At 51.7% G+C, this 18,583-nt stretch carries 11 protein-coding genes and 1 pseudogene; 4 read left to right on the top strand and 8 right to left on the bottom strand.

Annotation, left to right across the window (positions count from 1 at the left end):
- The first annotated feature begins 177 nt into the window (after positions 1 to 177).
- Entirely contained in the window at positions 178 to 1,050 is an 873-nt protein-coding gene (locus LAT75_RS07520; protein ID WP_291482028.1) for a DUF1828 domain-containing protein, read from the top strand.
- Positions 1,051 to 1,073: 23 nt separating this feature from the next.
- Here LAT75_RS07520 and LAT75_RS07515 read toward each other — a convergent pair whose 3' ends face one another.
- Both LAT75_RS07515 and LAT75_RS07510 read right to left on the bottom strand, forming a co-directional pair.
- A complete protein-coding gene (locus tag LAT75_RS07515; protein WP_291482027.1) occupies positions 1,074 to 1,640 on the bottom strand; it encodes a CIA30 family protein in 567 nt (188 codons plus the stop codon).
- Positions 1,641 to 2,161: 521 nt separating this feature from the next.
- Entirely contained in the window at positions 2,162 to 5,887 is a 3,726-nt protein-coding gene (locus tag LAT75_RS07510) for an FG-GAP-like repeat-containing protein (protein WP_291482026.1), read from the bottom strand.
- Positions 5,888 to 6,083: 196 nt separating this feature from the next.
- On the opposite strand from LAT75_RS07510, the gene LAT75_RS07505 reads away from it, so the two are divergent.
- Complete coding sequence (locus tag LAT75_RS07505) at positions 6,084 to 6,587, top strand: hypothetical protein (protein WP_291482025.1); 504 nt, start codon at positions 6,084 to 6,086, stop codon at positions 6,585 to 6,587.
- A gap of 102 nt (positions 6,588 to 6,689) precedes the next feature.
- Positions 6,690 to 8,834, top strand: coding sequence for a GWxTD domain-containing protein (locus LAT75_RS07500; protein ID WP_291482024.1), 2,145 nt, complete (start codon positions 6,690 to 6,692; stop codon positions 8,832 to 8,834).
- A 162-nt stretch (positions 8,835 to 8,996) separates the two neighbouring features.
- On the opposite strand, the gene LAT75_RS07495 is transcribed toward LAT75_RS07500, so the two are convergent.
- The 3 genes from LAT75_RS07495 to LAT75_RS07485 form a co-directional block, all read right to left on the bottom strand.
- Entirely contained in the window at positions 8,997 to 9,923 is a 927-nt protein-coding gene (locus tag LAT75_RS07495) for a universal stress protein (RefSeq protein WP_291482023.1), read from the bottom strand.
- Positions 9,924 to 9,941: 18 nt separating this feature from the next.
- Positions 9,942 to 11,576, bottom strand: coding sequence for a BCCT family transporter (locus LAT75_RS07490; RefSeq protein ID WP_291482022.1), 1,635 nt, complete (start codon positions 11,574 to 11,576; stop codon positions 9,942 to 9,944).
- A 189-nt stretch (positions 11,577 to 11,765) separates the two neighbouring features.
- Positions 11,766 to 12,971, bottom strand: coding sequence for a hypothetical protein (locus LAT75_RS07485; protein ID WP_291482021.1), 1,206 nt, complete (start codon positions 12,969 to 12,971; stop codon positions 11,766 to 11,768).
- A 572-nt stretch (positions 12,972 to 13,543) separates the two neighbouring features.
- Between LAT75_RS07485 and LAT75_RS07480 the strand changes: the two genes are divergently transcribed.
- Positions 13,544 to 15,328, top strand: a complete 1,785-nt coding sequence (locus LAT75_RS07480; protein ID WP_291482020.1) for a hypothetical protein — start codon at positions 13,544 to 13,546, stop codon at positions 15,326 to 15,328.
- Positions 15,329 to 15,790: 462 nt separating this feature from the next.
- Here LAT75_RS07480 and LAT75_RS07475 read toward each other — a convergent pair whose 3' ends face one another.
- The 3 genes and pseudogenes from LAT75_RS07475 to LAT75_RS07465 form a co-directional block, all read right to left on the bottom strand.
- Positions 15,791 to 16,246, bottom strand: coding sequence for a hypothetical protein (locus LAT75_RS07475; protein WP_291482019.1), 456 nt, complete (start codon positions 16,244 to 16,246; stop codon positions 15,791 to 15,793).
- Between the two features lie 174 nt (positions 16,247 to 16,420).
- Positions 16,421 to 18,106, bottom strand: a complete 1,686-nt coding sequence (locus LAT75_RS07470) for a RagB/SusD family nutrient uptake outer membrane protein (protein WP_291482018.1) — start codon at positions 18,104 to 18,106, stop codon at positions 16,421 to 16,423.
- Positions 18,107 to 18,124: 18 nt separating this feature from the next.
- A pseudogene (locus LAT75_RS07465) lies at positions 18,125 to 18,583 on the bottom strand (hypothetical protein); the annotation flags it as partial.

Genomic DNA, 18,583 nt, shown 5'->3' with positions numbered 1-18,583 from the left:
GCGGTGCATCTCTTACCCTGCGCCGGTATAATGGCCCCAGTCATCGCCATAAGAACCATTTGGAGGGTGATTCTTTTCAGGATAAGTGCCATATTCATTATGCAACAGAAAAGTATATAAACAGTAACCGGAGGCCGGAAGGATTTGCGAAAATCACAGACCGGTTTACTACACTAAATGGTGCCCTACATTGTTTGGTACAAGACTGTAATATCACCGGAATACTCACTAATCCGGATACCCCTTCCCAGTTTTCCCTTTTTGAATAGCATGAATCTCAATATTGAAAAACTACAGGATTCGCTCTGCAAATCGCTTTGCGCTGAGGTTAAGCTGAGCAGGCAGAACGGCCACATCACGATGCAAACCCCCTTTTACTTTGCAGACGGAGATGCCTATCAAATCTACCTTAAAGAAATGCCCGGCGGAATTCTGCGTGTTACTGACAGAGGGCATACTTTCATGCATCTGAGTTACGAAACAGATACTGCTAAACTCAGGGAAGGTACACGTGGCAGGCTATTTGAACAAATCAAGGCTGAGTTTGACCTCTTTGAAGCTAACGGGGAAATATATACCGATACCTCTGCAGACGATCTTTCAAAAACGCTTTTCAGGTTCGGACAAGGGCTTACGAAAATGACAGACCTTAGCTTTCTCAACCGCTTCAGAACCGAATCAACCTTTTACGATGATTTGGAAGAACGCCTGACAAAACTTGTTTCTGAAGAAAAAATCCAACGCAACTACTTCTATCCAAAAATTGAAAACTCCGGTGACTATCCTGTCGATTACTTTATTCAGGGCAAAAATTCACCCTTGTTTCTCTTCGGTATTTCAGGAAAAGACAAAGCCCGGCTCACAACAATTATTTTGGAACGGCTTTTAAGGGCCGGGGCTGATTTTGACAGCCTGCTGGTTTTCGCAGATCAGCAGACGATACCTAAAGCTGATTTAGCAAGGCTTTCGAACGCCGGCGGGGAGATGGTTGCCTCGCTTGATGCCGAAGCAGATTTATCCAGAAAAATTAAGCGAAAAATATTGATTTAAAACAATGGGTAGATACATGCCCCTCAAAACACCCCAAGCGTCATAACCTCCAGGGCAAACGGGCCCTGCTGTTCATCGCGGATCATGAGGCCGATTTCGAAGATGGCTGCGCTGCGCAGGGGCGGCACACCGCGCAGATTCCGGCCGCGGAACACCGGCCTGAAATCATCAAACGACAGCTGATGCGTTTGCCACTCCGGGCCTGCCGTAAACCGGGCTTCCCAGGCGTAATCGGTAACGCGCCCGTTCTCCACCGTTTTGATGCGCAGGCAGTACACTTTGCCGTCCCCTTTCGCATGGATGGTTAATCCCGCAAACCCGGAAAGATCAACCGGGCGGCTTGCGCGGGTGCGGATGGAGGCAAAACCGCCATTGTTTTCCAGCGAAACGACGCCCTCAAACGCGGCATGGCCGGCTTCCAGCGGACGAATCCGGCTTTGGGAAATGCCGCCCATCACCCCGTCATTCACGACCTGCCAAAACTGCGGGGCATCATCACCGAAGCGGATCAGCACGTTTTCGGAAGATTCCTGCTGCGGCGCTGTTTCTTTGGGGGATGATGAAGCGGGTTCACTGCTGTAAAAGCTCACGGTGCTGGAATTTGGATTCGGATTGGGAGTCAGATTCAGGGTCAGAACCGCTGAAATAAAAATCGGGAGCAGCAGGAAAGGCAGCTGCAAGCTCAGGTTCAGAAGCGGCATAGCAAAAAATGCCTGTGTGGTTTAGGGGGATGGGTTTCCGCACCAAAACCAGCGGCATGGGGCGAACGTTCGGAACAGGTTACGGGGTGGGGCGTGGCATCATAGAGACAGGCCATGCCCTGCCTTTACCCGGAAACGGATTCGGAATCGGAACCGGAATTCGAACCGGTACCGAAACCGGAATCATCTCTAAACGCAACCCCCAACCTAAATCGGAATCCGATATCCAAAACCGCGTTCAATCCGACTCCGAATTCGAATCCGATTTCGAAACCGCATTCACAACCACGACCGAAACGGAAACGGAAATCGCAACCACGACCGAATCTATCCCAAACCGCATATCCAAATTCTGCAAACGCAAATCAAACCGGTTCGACTCCAATTCGCATCCCGGAACCAAACCGGCTTCAGGGCGTGATGCCGTGTTGCAGGCGGATTTCGCGCTGACCGGGTTGCAGGGGGTGTTCGGTCTGGGTCTGGTCGGGCCAGATGATCTGTACCGACACCGGGCTGCCGCCGGGCCGGATGCCCATCACCTGAACAAAACCGTGCTGCGAGCCAAATCCGGAGGCGGCGCGTACTTCGCGCTGCGGACCGGTGCTGCCGTCCTCATATTTCAAAAAGAGGCGTGCCCCGATGGCAGCAGGGTTTTCCGGGCTGCCTGCGAGCAGCACGCGCAGGCCGGGCTCGGCAGCCTGATTCAGCAGCAGCCGGGTTTCGGCTCCGTTTTGGGCAACGAGCAGGTCGAGGCGGCCGTCGCCGGTGAGGTCAGCGGCCGAGGCCCCGCGCTGCTCCCCGTACACGAGAATGCCCGATAGCTGCCCCGGAACCGGGTTCAGGTTTCCGCGGCCATCCCCCTGAAGCAAAAGTCCGCGGCCGGCGTCGCTGCGCGGGGTTTCGGGGATGTACGCAAAAAAGTTCTGGCTCAGAAAAACATCCTCGTTGCCATCCCCGGTGAAATCGGCGATGATTACCTCGAAGGCCGGGGCAAATTGTGCCTCGGGCGGCAGGGCACGGGCATGGAAGCGGCCCGCATCATCCTGCAAAAAAAGCATGTGCGCAAACTGCGAGGCTTCCACGCGGTTGAGGGCATCGATCGGCCGGCCGAGAATCAGCGGCAGGCTCATCTGCGCGTAGTTGGAAAAGGTGCGGGCGGTATTCCGGATGAAGGGCGGATTTCGGGAGAGCATTTCGAAGTTGCGGCGGGGCAGGTAGCGCCCGGCTTCATCGCGGTAGCTTTCGATCACGGAATTGGTGCCCATGCCCGCAAAATCTTCATAAAAAATAAGCGCTTCGCCACCCTGCGCAGAGGCGTAAAGATGGTTCAGGCCCCAGTTGGTTGCCACGATATCGGGGCGGCCGTTGCCGGTGAGGTCGCCCGTTGTGATGCCGTTCCACCAGCCACTGCCGGAGTCGAGCCCCAGCTCAGCCGTGATATCGGTAAACTGCCGCTGCGCATCCAGCCCGAGCACGCGCAGGGCGCCCCAGCGCGGGGCAAGCAGCAGCTCAGGCCGCCCGTTGCCGGTGAGGTCGCTGAACACCGCGCCCTGCACCAGCCCGATGTTTTCGAGCAGCGCATTGTTGCGCGCATCCGGCACGAAGCGGCCGCCCTCGTTGAGGTACAGGCGGGAATCGGCCGCTTCAGGATAACGGCCCGGCTCTACACGCCCGGTCAGGAGCAGGTCGGGGTAGCCGTTGCCGCTGTAATCGGCAAGGAAGATCCCGCCGATGGTCGCACCAAAGCCTTCGAGCACCTGAACCGTTTCAGCCCGGTTTCCGGTGAGCTGATAATACACGGCAGCAGGCGCACTACCGGCGCCGGTTTGATAGTTGGAATAGGCCACAAGTAGATGCAGGCGGCCTTCGGCATCGTACCAGCCGGAAACGGCCGATTTCTCGTAGGCCTCAAAGTCGGGGGCAAGGGTGATGGCATCCTGCCGCCATCCGCCGCCGCGGCGGGCCGAAAAACCGCTGAGGGTTTCGCCCGGACCGGACGTCACAAAAATACGGGTACCGCCGGCAGACGCCGGATTTTCGATAACCGCCGTGAGCGGCCCGTGCTGACTCAGGTGATAGGGCAGCAGCGGTTGCCTTTCAAAATCGTTGTAGCGCTGCTGCGTGTGCCGGTGTGCAAGCGCGGAGGTCGCATCGCGGAACAGGGGCTGCACCGGCTCTGCCTCCGGCTGAGGCGCGGCGGGTACGACAGCTGCGGCGCGCTGATTTATCACGTAAATGCGGTTGGGTCGGACATCATCCAGCACACGCTCGCTGCCGTCGGGCCAGCGCACGCGGATGCGCAGGCGTTCGGCCTCTCCGGCGGCGAAGGTGTAGCTGTACTCGCTCGTGGAGAGGTAAGTGCCCCCGCCGCGCACATATTTCGACTGCGGCACGGGGCCGCCTTCCACCTCAATCACAGCACCGATGGCGGTGGTGTTGGGGGATGTGCCCCTGAGCCTGACCGCAATCCGGGGCTGAGTCGCGCGGTTTTTGAGAATGAGGGCCGGCTCGTCAACCCGGTTGATGATCACATCGGGGTAGCCGTCCTTGTTGAGGTCCGCAAGGGCCATGCCGTGCGAAATATCGAGGCTCGCGAAGCCCCACGCTTCGCCGGTATCGGTGAAGGTGAGGTCGCCATTGTTGCGGAAGGCAGCGTTCCGGTTGGGCAGGCGCGGATATTCGAGCATGTAGCGCTCCCCGCTGATCATGCGGCGCTGCAGCTTTGCCCCTATCATGGTATTTGCATCGGTATCCTGCACATCAAAATAGTGCCCGTTGGTGATGAGGATGTCTTCGAAGCCGTTGAGGTTTACATCCAGAAAAACCGTGCCCCACGACCATTCGGAGCGGTGCACGCCGGCATATTCGGCGATTTCGGCCCAGGTGTTGTCGCCGCGGTTCAGGTAGAGGGTGTTGCCGAGAAACTGCGGGCGGTCGGTGTACAGGCCGGGCTCCTGCTGTGAGGGCGCGAGCGTGCTCATCTGCCGCTGACGCTCCTCATGCGAGCGGCTGAGCATTTCGACCACAAACATATCGGTGAGGCCGTTTCGCTGAAGGTCCGAAAAGGCGACGGCCATTGCAGACAGGCTGCTCTTTCGAATGGCGAGCGGCGGCAGGGCGCAAAAGGTGCCGTCGCCCTGATTGATCCAGATACGGTCGGGCGATTCAAAATCGTTGGCCACAAAAATATCGGGCAGGCCGTTACCGGTGAGGTCCTGAATGCCAACATCAAGGCCCCAGTCGGGCATGATTTCCGTAACGGGATTTCCGTCTTCGTCCAGAAACATGCCGGAGGTGAGCGGCATTTTAGTGAAATTACCGGCGCCGTCGTTTAGGTACAGCAGGTCCGGCTCACCCAGCTCGAACCAAACCAGCGTATTGCCGCGCAGGCTGAGTTTGTAATGGCCTTCGAATTCTTCCGTTACCCGGAAACTGCCGTCATCGAGCGTTTCCACAATGTGACGCATGGTGTTGCGGCCCCAGTGGGAATCGCGTACGGAGCGCTCCTTGAAATTGGTGATGTAGATGTCGGGCGCGCCGTTTCCGGTGAGGTCGCCTGCCGCGGCGGTCATGCTGCCGTAGGTTCGGGATGCAGGCAGGCCGCCGGGCGCTTCCTCAAACACGCCTCCTCCCTGATTAAAAAAAAGCCGGTTCGGACTTCCGATTGCGGTTATGACGACATCATTCAACCCGTTCCCGTTAAAATCGGCCACCAAAGCGCCTGTTGAAAACTGATCGGGCAAGGCGAGGCCCGAACCTTCTGTAATATCCTGAAACCTGAAGGCACCCAAATTTTCATACAGCACGTTTGGGCCGTCTAATCGTAAAAACAGCAGGTCCGGAAAACCGTTACCGGTAAGGTCGCCGGCGGCTACCCCTGAACCATTTAACAAATTCCGGTTATCTGCGATCTGATCAGGAGTGAGCCCGTTAACAAAATCAACTCCGCTCCAAACGGAGCTAACGGAATGAAACCCGACGGCATGGCCGCTTTTTACGGGAAGCTCAGCCCAGCGGTACCCGCCCTCATCCTGCCATTCAAAACTATAATAATCATGTTTTTCTGATGATGTACATTGTGCCCAAATCCACACAAACAATAAAAGGACGGCCGGCAGCAGCTTTCTATGGGTCATATTCTAAAGTCGTTAGCCAAATACGGAGCGTTAATTTTTAAATTTACACTAAAGGTAATAATTATTCATTTTAACAGTCGATTAATATCGGCAGCCTGAACGACAAATCACATCTTCCAAAGCAATTATTTTTTAGACAAGCAGCTACGGGCACAATTTTCTATTTTGGCATGAATTCACCTTTTCATTTCTAACTATGCTTCTTTCATCCTTTATGAAATATGCTACCCTGCTTCTGCTGACTTTTCTCGTCAGTTTTTCCCTCATGAATTGCAGCTCAGAGAGCAGCCGAAACTACACAGGGGCACATGTGGAGCTTGACTTTTCCGGTCCCGGCGAAATTGCGGGCGGCAGCTGGATTAAGGTTGACGATATCCGTTTCGAACACTACGACCGCCACAGCGAGCTGTCAACCAACGCCTTTGCCCTTCCTGCAACGGCTGTTTTCTTTGAGGTTGAAGCCGGCGATCGTGCTGCCGGCGGCACAGAGCTGCTGGCAGAGCCGTTCACCCGGCTGGATATCGCCATTCGTGTAGGCAACTTTTTGAGCCAAAACCCCGGGCCCGATTTCCGGTACGAAATCAGCAGCCCGCAACTCATGATGCTTACCGGGAAGCTCCGCTTTCGCCGCAGTGACGGTGAACCCATCACCATCACACTTCCGAAAGATTATCCGGTACTTGTAAGCGTACTCGAGTAGGCACATTACACGAGCATTTTCCAGGCGAATGAACTTTTCAGACAGGCTTTTGTTAACAAAAAACAACTGCTTGTTACCCGCATCACCAACTGCTACGCCCATATGAGTCCCCGCAGCGCTACCCTTCCCCTATCGCTCCTGCTCACCTGTGCCCTGTTTTTTGCAGGCATAGTACCGGCAATGCAAGCCGTACCTACGGAAGGCGACGCCTACCTCGAGGGGCGCGCGCTGGCAGAAGCCGGTCAGGTTGAGGAAGCCATTAACCTTTGGATAGGTGAAAAAGCACGGCTCAGCCTTCAGGGGGAGGCTGATTTCAGGATTGGTGTTGCCGCGATCGAGCTCATCACCAGGGAACAGCTCAGCCGGCTTTATCCGCTGGCAAGTGCCTTTTACTTCTGGGGGCTCGAAACAAGCGATATCGGGCGCTTCCATCCCTACATAGCTGACGAGCTGGAACGCCTCAGGCCTATTATGAGCGAAACGCTGTATGCGGAACTCAGCGTTGAGCTTCAGCAGCGCTCAACAGGGGTGCTTACCGGCATACGCGGTTTTTTCGTACAGCTTGATCCGGTGCTAAGCACAAACCTCAACGAGCGCCTGATTGAGCACTGGGAGCGCATTGCATACGCAAGGAAGCACTTCACCCGAAACAGCACAACCATTTACGACACCGACGACCGAGGGCTGATCTACGTTCGCTATGGCCCTGCCGACCGTATCGAAAGGGGCAGCTTTTCGATGAATGTAAACGACATCCTACATTTTGTAGGTGAGATGATTAATCAGCAGGAAAATGAGCGTGCACGCGATCCTTCTTCCGGTTTTGGCGATGCCCCCTCAAGCCTCACAAGTTTTATTCAGGATGAAATTTTCAAGGATAACCTCGCCAAACTGATCACCGAAAATGTGCTCACACAGCGCATCTCTGACCGGTACGAGGTTTGGGTATATGAAAACCGGCAGTGGCCCGGCCGGCGTAATGTTACCTTTATGTTCGGGGTTAATGCCCAAAGCCGTGCCTTCGGATTGCAGGGTTCTCCGGAAGATTTCATTCCGCTGAGTGCGTTCCGGGAGCGGCGCATGCGGGTCGGAGATTTCAATTTTAATGTTGGCCCCATCATACAGCTGTCGTTTTATAAAGATCTGCGTTTCGTGGATGACACTTTCATGGATATCTACTACGACTACTACGACCGCCTCATGAGCGATCAGTCTGTGATTCAGGAGTCCAGCTATACGCACCTGCTGTACCGCTATGCCGACGAGCTCGCGGCCATCCGTAATCTTGCCCCGCAAATGAGCTCTGAATTCGACACCTTCGCAAGCATCCCCCTTGAAACACGGCAGTTCCGATTTATGGATGAAAACGGGGCACCGCTCGAACTTGTGCTTGTGTACTCCGAGCCGCACGCGCGCATCCTCAACGATTTTAATGCCTTTCGCCCGCATGGAAACGGCACCGAGCCCGAGTATCACCTGCGCCACAGCGTGAGCACCTACACCGATACCTGGCAGCTGATCGACCGCACGCACGATTTCCCGCTCGTGTGGTTCGACCGCTTCGGCCCCGACGGGCGCCTGTTGCCGGGCAGCTCCGCTTTTTTGGTACGCCCTCAGAACGGCACCGGAACTTTCCAGCTTAGCGCTACCCTGTTTAATGAAACCTACGCGGCCCAGCCCGAACTTGCTTCGGCTGCTTCAGCCGGCTTCCGGCAGGTACCAAGGCACATCCTTGCTGAGTCGGGCCGGGTGCTCGAACTGCTGTCAGCACAAAACCCTGTTACGGCAAACCGCCCCGGTTTCAGTGATATTGTGATGGGCTACCTGCACGACGAACTCTCGCAGCAGGAACAGGAAATTCCGTTTCAGGATGATGTAATCCCTTTCTACGTACCTGCGCAGCAGGCCATACCGGAAGGCTTCGACCTCGATTTGTTTTTTGAAGTGTACGGTCTCGACCTGATGCCCCGCCCGGAAAGCAGCAACACGCTAACATACCGGCTGCGCTATCAGGTTGAGGGCGAACGGCCCCGGGGGGCGCTGCGCCGCCTGTTTGCGCGGGGAAGTGCGGGAACACAGGCAACCGTGCTTGAGCTCGAAACCACACAAAGCCGGGGGAGCCACCTCATCAGCATCGACACCTCAGGTTATCAGCCGGGCAGGTATTTGCTCAGCATCAGCCTGCTCGATGAAGCAGATTCCATCATCGCCGACCGGCAGCTGACATTTGAAGTGCTTGCAAACTAAGCCCTCCGTTTTCACACACATTCTTTTCTGTTTTTCTTTTTGGATGATGCGCGCTGTAGCTGCATCCTCACGCACCAAAAAAAAAGCCGCATCTGCCTGTTTTGTTAAGCAGATACGGCCTTTATTGACAAGAAAACAGCGACCGGGTTTCGGGTCTCAACCTCAGCTTTTCAGGAACATACTGAACAGCTTTTGATTCCGGTCTTTATTTTTCAGAATAAGCAGCGGGAGGCCGAACGGGTAGGAAGCCATCCGATCAGGGAGCTTGTCGTTCATCAAGGCAAGCAGATTTTTACGGGCCTTTGCAAAAACGACAATCATATCAGACTGCGTTGAAACGCACATATCGTAGATGGTATCCGACATTTTACCGTCTTTATGGAGAGTCAGCTCGAAATCGAGATCCGTATCACCCGGTGTTTTTATTTTACTGAGAAACGCTTCTTTTTTGGCCTCAAGCTCTTCATCCATTTTCTTCATGGTTTTCTTGTCGGGCATGTAGGGGAAGAACTGCTTGGGATAGTCGTACAGGTGCTGGGCCATAACGCGCCCGCCTGCGGGCTTCACAAGGTTGAGCGCAAAGCGGGCCGCGATTTCAGACTGTTCGGAGAAATCAACCGGTACGGTTATGTTTTGCAGGGTGTACCGTGAGGTTTCAGGCACAAACAGCACCGAGCAGGGTACATATTTCACAATGCGCTGCGCGAGGATGCCTTCCCCCTTGTATCCGGCCTTTTTGCCCAAAATAAGCAAATCAGGCTGCTGCTTTTCGATATACCGTATAATTTCGCCGGTCGGGCTGCCTTTTCGGATCTCTACCTGAAGCTCAACCCCTTCATGGGTAAAGCCCTGGGTTACCTCTTCCTGAATCTGCTTCGACAGCAGCTCATTGAGGTCTTCTTCGGTTTCGAGTTCCGGAAATTCTTCAATCAGGTCATGAAAAACATCATAAGACTGAATAACATGAAAGAACTTAACCGATTCGGGTTTAAAAATAGTTGCAAGATAATTGATGTAGCCAATGAGTGCCTGATCCATATTTGTGAGATCAATACAGGCGACCCATTTTTTTAAGGGTTTGAGTTCCATAATACGCGGTATTTTAAATTAGGAGGTTTTCTTTTCGCGTTGTTCTTTCAGCAAACGGGCTACGAGGGTACGGTAGTCTTCGCGTTCTTTATCGCGATCGCGTGCCATATTTTCTTTGTATTCTGCTGATAGGCCTTTATTAAGGCTGTAACACATCACAAGCAACAGTATCACAAATGGTAAGCCCGTAGTAATAGATGCGGCCTGCAGGGCCCCGAGTCCGCCGCCTATCAGCAGTATGGCAGCGACCAAACCTTCGGCTGAAGCCCAGAAAGCACGTAACGAAGCCGGGGAATCAATATTTCCGCCTGTTGTGAGGCCGTCGATTACCAGCGAACCGGAATCTGATGAAGTAACAAAGAAGCTCAGCACCAGGATAATTGCCAGAATTGAAGTAACTATGGCCAGAGGAAACTGCTGAAGCAGTATAAACAGGGATGTTGTCTGATCGGCTTCAACTGCTGCTGCAATATCAGCAATCCCGGTAGTTTCCAGGAAAATTGCCGTTCCGCCAAAGCCGCTCATCCACAGGAAAGTAACCATTGTGGGAACAATCAGCACGCCGAGTACAAACTCTCTTATCGTACGGCCTCTGGAAATGCGGGCAATGAACATGCCCACATAAGGCGACCATGAAATCCACCAGGCCCAGTAAAAGACCGTCCAGGTTGGCATAAACGAGCCATCTTCATCAAATGCTTCTACCCAGGTTGCATATTCGAGGAAGTTTTGGAAATAGTACCCGGTACTCTGTATAAAGGTACCCAGAATAAACAGCGTTGGTCCAAATATGAGGATGGCAAGCAGGAAAAGCCCGGCCAGGCGAATATTGAATTCGCTCAGCACCTTAACCCCTTTCTGTACACCAAGCAAAACGGAAACAAGAGCAACGAGCGTAACAACTACGATAATGATGACCTGCAGCGTGGTTGTGTTTTCGAATCCAAACACAAACTCCATACCTGCACCGGCCTGTGCAGCACCAAGGCCAAGCGAAGTTGCCAGACCAAACAGGGTTGCGAGGACCGCGAGGATGTCAATCACATCACCAATCCAGCCGTTTATTCTATCGCCCAGTAAGGGATAAAATACTGAACGAAAAGAGAGAGGCAGTTTTCGGTTGAACGCAAAAAAAGCCAGCGACAAGCCTACAACCGCATAAATGGCCCAGGCATGCAGCCCCCAGTGAAGGAAGGTTACGCCCATAGCATCGCGAACGGAATCTATAGACCCTACTTCCGCATGTGGGGGGTACAACAGGTGCCACATCGGCTCAGCGACTGCAAAAAACATCAGACCGATTCCCATACCGGCACTAAAAAGCATCGCAAACCATGCGGATGTGCTGAAATCAGGCTTTGCCTTTTCACCACCCAAACGAATTTTCCCGAATTTTGAAAAAGCAAAATAAAGGCTGAATACAATGAAGGCATTTACGCCGAATACAAACAGCCAGCTTCCCCAATCGGTAATGTTAACACGTGCTGTGTTGAACCAGCCTGCGGCTGTATCGCCAAGCATGATGGTTCCAACAATCATAATCAAAATTATTATTATCGAAGGCCAAAAAACCGGCCCGTGCAGCGCTGTAAAGAAGGTATCCTTTTTCTTTTTTAGCGGTGTCTTTGGTTTTGGCGTAGTACTCTCGCTCATATTATTCGTTTTAAAGTGATAGTCATGAACCTGTGCCTTTATATTCGCAGGCAAAACAGGATATTCGGGCTGATCAGCAGACTTGTCAGAATTAAGCTGCGCAGCTATCCGGTTTCGGGAAATACCTCTGTACCGGTACTGATAAAAAAGAAGCGGATCCGGCCTGTGACCGGACCCGCAGAAATTTCTTTAGAAATAGAAGCCAATGTTGATGTTGAAACGGATGTTATACTCCGCTTCATTACCGAGATCGCCATGGCCTGGCCCGAGCCCTACGCCAAAGCTATCGGTAAGCCAGGGATGGTTGTAACCCTGCGCAATATCGAAATAGGTAAAAACCGGACCGGCACTGAGCAATACACCGGTTATGTTCTGGATCACGTGCTCTGCATCAAAATCTTCGGTGAGATATTTCTCCATGTAGCTGAAATCGTTGTAGAACAGCAGGTTGGTTACAGGGCCCCAGTCAACATCATAGGAATATGCCAGACCGAGTGTACCGATCAGGGCTTCGGTTGCCACATCGTAAGGCGAGCCGTATGCGCCCATGCGAACAACGGGCGATTGGTTTCCGTCGTCGTCGGTGGCGTTCATCATGTAATAGGTAAGCTGCGGCTTTACATTAAAGTTGCCGTAATTCAGGCTTGCGTGTGCAGCGAGCGCGTAGCGGGTATCGAATTCATCAAGCACTTCATTGTAAAGCTGTCCGAACTGTACCGACGCGCCGACTTCGCCATTATCGAGCTGATAAGCGCCGCGCAGGTTAAATTGATTACGCTCCTGCAGGCTGAGGTTGCCATCCGGGATTACATCGTAGGAATATCGCCCGGAGCCGCCAAAGTTGAAAGCAGCTTCGCCGCCAGCAGGACCGGCCGGCTCAGGCTGGAAGAAGTAAGCTACATCCCACTGCCAGCTATCGGTGCGGTGGGTGAGCTTAAGGCCCATATCATGGTCATCCTCAAGGCCAACGTAATAGTTAAGGCTGAACCACCAGTTGTTTGAATTATACTGAAGGTTACCGAAAGGCACCTGTGTAACGCCAAGCTGCGCCTGCGTCTGAGGGTTAAAATCGTACTGCAGCCACGCCTGCTTTATGAAATGAGTGTTGAAAGTAGGATAAAAGCGGTATTCAAAATTCATACCGATGCCGCCCGGATTGGTATAAACAGCATTGAGTCGCCAGGTATCGAGTGTGAAAGTTCCGCTGTTTGGGGTGATATCACTTTCGTAATTTTGTAGCAGCAGGTTAAACCTGAGGGCTCCTCCAATATGAAGGGAGGGCTCATCCTGATCATTTGTTGTAAGTGTTGCGGCATCAGCCTGAAAATTTCCGTTTCCGGTAAACGGAATCAGGAAAGCTGCCAGCAAGGCAGCGGTCAGTAGCTTATTAATCATAGGTACTCCATTATTTGCATTTAGTCCATCGAAACATTCAGCATCAAACTGATTTTTTTCGAATCATTTATTGTTCAATTATGCGGATTTAATCGCATTTTTTCTATAAAATAATATAGGATTGCACTTATATAGATCTGTCTCAAAACAGACTTTCATATCATTATCAACAATTATCCCGTTATTATTGCCGTTAATACTTCCAATTATTCAAATCATTATAAACTAAGAAATTAATAACATTTTCCAAAAAGCACGCCACCTTCAACTATTGATTTGTGTTACATAGGTAATTTTATGTATATACATTTTGATTTCAAACAAATACTCTGAAACGTTGTTTGGAATACCCGAATTACTGCCCAAACCTAACGGCCACAAGAAATTGTTTTATAATGCTTTATGAGACAAGTTTACTACCCGGAATAATAGGATATTCAACTCTATTCCCTATTCATTCAGACCAAATTACTACTCATTTTTTTTACATAACTTAGAAGCTGTTGAAAGATATTAAGTTAAATAAGTCCGCTGCTTTGCAGAACAGCCGCATGTTCAGGATCTTACGCAGGATGCGATTCTCAAAAGCGCTGATGCAGCTTTTCTGGACAGCCGGCCCGGTTACCGCTATCGGGCTAACCCTGGGCTATTATATCGGCTACGGGAAAATGCCGCCAACCGAGCTGATGATATACTTCATAAGTTTTACCGTTTTTTCGGGATTAACCGGCCTGCTTGCCAAATTCGTATATGACAGCACGAGAGGGCATGTGCAGCAGCAGCGGGAACAAGACTCAAAATTTATTACAGGTGAAATCGGCTCCCTTGTTCTTGACGTCAGAAACCTTCAGATTGAAGCCTATGAAGGGCCCGAGCGTAAACGCGAGGCCGCACTTCAGCTGATCCGCCGGGTTGAGCTCTCTCCCTATGGTACGTATCTGGCCTTCACAGACCTCACTGGGGATCGGAAAACGGGGCTGATTATGAGCCGTATGCACATTTACCGTAAAGCCGGCCTTTTTTTATATGTAAATAATTTGCAAAATCGGTTCAGGCCCTATATAACAGAAAAAACAGGCCTTCTTGAAACCGATTCACCGGATACTGCAGCGATACTTATCACGCGTTTTGAGCAAACGAAAGGTACAAGTCTGAGGCAGGGAGTTGAACGGGAGCCTTTTTTCCTGCAGCGCATTTTTGCTGCGGTTGAGAAGGATGATCCTTATCTGATTACCCTCAAAGATGCGGAAGAATTTCTGATTCTTTGCCTGGAACTCATCAGCGGACGCGAACTGCCCGTGCTTTTTTTCTCCTATCGCGGCAACTGGGCCGTTGCAGAGGCCTTTGATACCCTTGAACGCAGCCGCATGGCTTACAGGATTGCACAGGCAAAGGGTTCTAACCGTATTTTCGCCCTTGCTGCTTACCTGCGTGAGAGCGGTGTTTGTGATGAAACTAACATCCCTAAAGGCCTGGCACCGGCTGAACTCGCGCGCTTTCTGTATCAGGAGCTTGACCGTTTGAGTGAAACCATTGAGCAAATGCATGCTAAAGGTGTGAGCAAAAATGAGAAGACAGCCCATAAGCTGGTACTCGAAAACGGACTAAAACTCTATGAAATGGCCGTGAAAGGCTACGCGGATGTAGGGAAAACCCGTGAAAGGTATTTATCAGCCGTATCCGGATGGAACAGGCTTAGCAGCAAACCTGATCGAATCCGGTTTATCCAAAACCGCTGGAGCCGCCGCGGCATAGACGTAAATGAAACAAGCCTGAGCCTTAGCAGCGAACATAAGGATGAGCTGGTACGCCATCTCAGCTGGTACTTCCGGCAAGGGGGAATTGCTCCGCTCCTTAAAGCACATCATGTGGGGGAAGTTCCGGATACCGGCTACAACGACCGCTGTGAAGCTGTGCGAAGGCTTGTTATTGAAACAGCTGTAATTTTGGACCCCATGATTGGCCTTTCCAAACCTGAAATCCGCCGGAATCTGAACGCTACAAAAGCCATGTATCTTGGCGAGCTGAGTCCCGACCTTACGGCTGTCCAAAAACAGCAGCTTTTTGAACGGCTTGTGCAGGAAACCGACAACAGCCTCTCGGCAGCGGCTGAGCAAATGGCACATACCATGGTGAATGTGTACCGGATTCCGCTAAGCGATGAGGCTGTGAATTTCCTGCATCTGAGCTATGGTGCAAGCCGTGAAAAACTGCGGCTTATAACGGAACAGGCTCAGGAAACAGCAGGCACTGGTACACAGTCTTCAGCCTTACAGACCCTGCCTGATGGACCGGACACAGTGCTATCCAAGCTGCGTCCGGTATCAGCTCAGTGGAGGAAAGCGCTGCGTACCTGAGTTACAGCATCGGCCAAAAACGCCGGAAAACTTAAAGCGGCTAAAAGAATGTAATCAATTTTGTTCAGATTCAGGGATTATGAAACGGTGTACTTACTATACACGGCAGCCTGAACATGTTTCGGGTGTATTACCTTTGGGTATGTACAGCCGATTCTTTTGAAGGGTTAACTGCTGCCAAATCTAAGCTGGATACGTGAGCTGAGTTAATTCACACAACCAAAAACCACGGGCTTGTATCTTGGGTTTTTGGGCTGTAATCTGCTTTTGTGCCACTGATGTTCACGAAATTCTACCTAAAAAAACAAGACTGCTGTGCGCCCGGCAGATTGTATTTTGACGGATTGTGCTTTAACGGGCAGGTGCAGTTGTAGGGGGATGGCGGATTATCAGGTGTTGTATAATAAAAAGCCCGCGCGGGCTGTGCCAATGCGGGTTTTGAAGGTGGTTGGGGGTATCGTGTTACAGGTTTCTTACCCCGGATTCAAGTTCCTGGGAGAGGTTTCGGGCTATATCTCTGAAGTATTCTTCGGCCTGAGCAGTGCTGATGTGCCTTACCCATCCGCCCTGTTCTTCAATGAAAAGCTGATTGTAGATCTCGATTTGGGCCCTGTGTGCCGAAGTAACCTGACCGGTCGGGGCGCGGCTGGATACAACAATCATGTTTTGGGCTTGTGTGGCACCAAGTGCAATTTCGTCATCAAAGGGGGCCCGTTCGCGCCATTCGGTTTCGAAATATGTGCCCTCGAGGGTGATGTTATCGCGGTACATTATAAAATTGATTCTTGAAATGTACCTTGGGATAACGCGCTGCATGTCGAGTTCGGTGGCGTTACCGATATTTGACCGATAGACGTATTCCCGTTCGCCCGACTGTCCGGAACCGGCGCAGGCGTTTACTGACAGGAGAAGGGCCAAAACACAGATAAGTTTAACCACTGCTTTTTGCATAGTTGTTCCTCTGGGTGTTTAGGGTGGCTTGGGGCCGTAAAATAGGTTTGCTCAAATAAATAAAGGGCTGACGGACAAAATCGCCGCCAGCCCTTCAATCAGTTTAACCGGCGAGTTCTGCTGAACTCATCGTTTAAGATATTACTCTTTGGTTACATGCAGCTGGTTGGCACGCTCATTTGAGCGCTGAATAGCTGCTGACATAACACGCAGGCCGTTTTCGTCGATTACGCCACGTGCTGCGCTACCTTCTCCGCCGCCGCCAAATGTGTAGTTTTCAATCTCAAGGATTTCAAGCTCACTGGCAGGGATCGGGAACATTGTAGGCGTACCGGAGAGAATAGCACCGAAGTCTTTGCCTTTGTAGTTACCCCAGCTGCGTACGTTGTAGTACTCAAGACCGGCATGCGTAGCATAGGTTTCGATACCCCACTCGTAACGGACTGCATTGAATGCATAATCCCAGCCGTCAGCAGCAGTAAGGGCAGGCAGGTTACCGCGGTTAACGCGTGTTTCGTTCACAAGATCAATAACGATTTGCGGAACGGTGCCCGGGTTTTGGCGCAGCTGCGCTTCTGCATGGTACATGGTGATTTCAGTGCGGCGCATGTGTTGCATCGGGCCTACGAAACCATTGTCGTACATTTCACGGTTGCGGAAGTGATGATGACGTGAACGTCTCCACAGACCGCGTGCTTCAGGGAAGTTGTTGGCAGAACCAAGACGGAAATCCGTACCTGCAACTGTACCGTCAAAATCACCTGAATCATTTACGCCATTGATACGGGCATCAGCAGAAGCAAGGATGAACTCACGACGCGGGGAATCAAGTCCGTTCAGAGGCAGGTTGATCCATGTTTCGAATTGTCCGCTTGTGTCGTACAGACCAATAAGCGGATAGAACGCACGGTGCCAGGTTGCATCCTGCATAAGTGAGTGAGGGCGTGACCACCAGAAATCACCGTCGGCCTGTACACTGAATGCATTATCAGCATTATTGAACAGATTCGGACCGTTCAGTACCTGCTCTGTGAGGCTTGCAATTTCTCCCCAGTTGATTGCATCTCTTTCAGCAGGGGTGCGGGCGTTGCTAACGATGTAGCGGGCCTTGTAAGCACGTGCAAGATTTGCAAGCTCAGCGCTGGAAAGCGCGTTACCACGCACCCAACCTTCCGGAAGCGTGAAAGAAGAACTTTCAGCGATTGCGATAGCCTGGTCCAGCTTGGCTATAGCGAAAGCCAGTACTTCCTGATAATCAGAAAGCGGAAGCTCCACCTGTCCCAAAGCTACTGCTTCGAGGTCAGTTGTTTCGTCAACAAGGAAAGCTCTGTCGAAGTGATTGGCTAGCACGCCGTAAGATACACCCTGAATGAAACGTGCGAATGCTTCCATTCTTTGTGCACGGTTTTGGGTATCACCCTGAAAGGTAAGTCCGTTATCAAGTGCAAACAGAACATCGTTTACAGATGAAATAGCTGTGTACATGTTTGACCATGGCACAGAAGACATTCCGATATCAGCGTAAGACGGGCTGTTGATGAATGCCTGTCTTGGAACAGCGCCAAGATCAAACATACCAAAGTTACCCCATGAAGCCGTAGAATGACCGCTCATAACAGCGAGTGTCATGCCCGGGTAGTTTTTCTGGGTACCGTTCCACCACTGCTGGTACTGGCTCCCTACGAACGCCTCAACGTCGTCAGGAGAGCCGAGTGCCCTTGTGGCATCGGGTGCATTTGGATTTTCAACATCCAAATCAAGACAGCTTGTAAGCAGCAGCATGCTGCCTGCGAGTACAAGCAGGCTCAAAAATTTAAAGTTTCTCATGTTTTTTCCTGTTTTGCTTTAGAATTGGAATTCGATGCTACCTGTAAGTGTACGGAAGTTCGGGTAATCGAAGGAGTCGAAACGGAGAACGGTTGCGCTCTCGCGACCTACTTCAGGATCGAAACCAGAGTAGTTAGTGAACGTGAGCAGGTTTCTGCCTATGAGGCTAATATTGATTCTGTTCACAGCGTTCCCGAATACAGGCTGAAGTTGTGAAGAATCAAATGAATAGCGCAGCGCAAGCTCACGAAGTTTGAGGTAAGTTCCGTCTTCTACAAAGTGTCCGCTGGTTTGGTTCTGAGCGTACAGGGTTTCGTAGTAAGCAATCGGCTTCTTACGGTCTTCGGCTTTGCCGCGCTGATCCTGGTCGAAGTGCATCAGGTCACGGTAAGCCCATTGACGGGTCTGGTTGTAGATTTCACCACCAATCTGAGCATCAAGCAGTGCAAAAACACTAAAGTTTCTGTAACGGAAGTT

Origin of the sequence: Cyclonatronum sp. (assembly GCF_022565315.1) — a bacterium.
Taxonomy (GTDB): domain Bacteria; phylum Bacteroidota; class Rhodothermia; order Balneolales; family Cyclonatronaceae; genus Cyclonatronum.
Note: the sequence above shows the minus strand (reverse complement) of the source record. Positions and strands in the feature narration are given on the sequence as shown.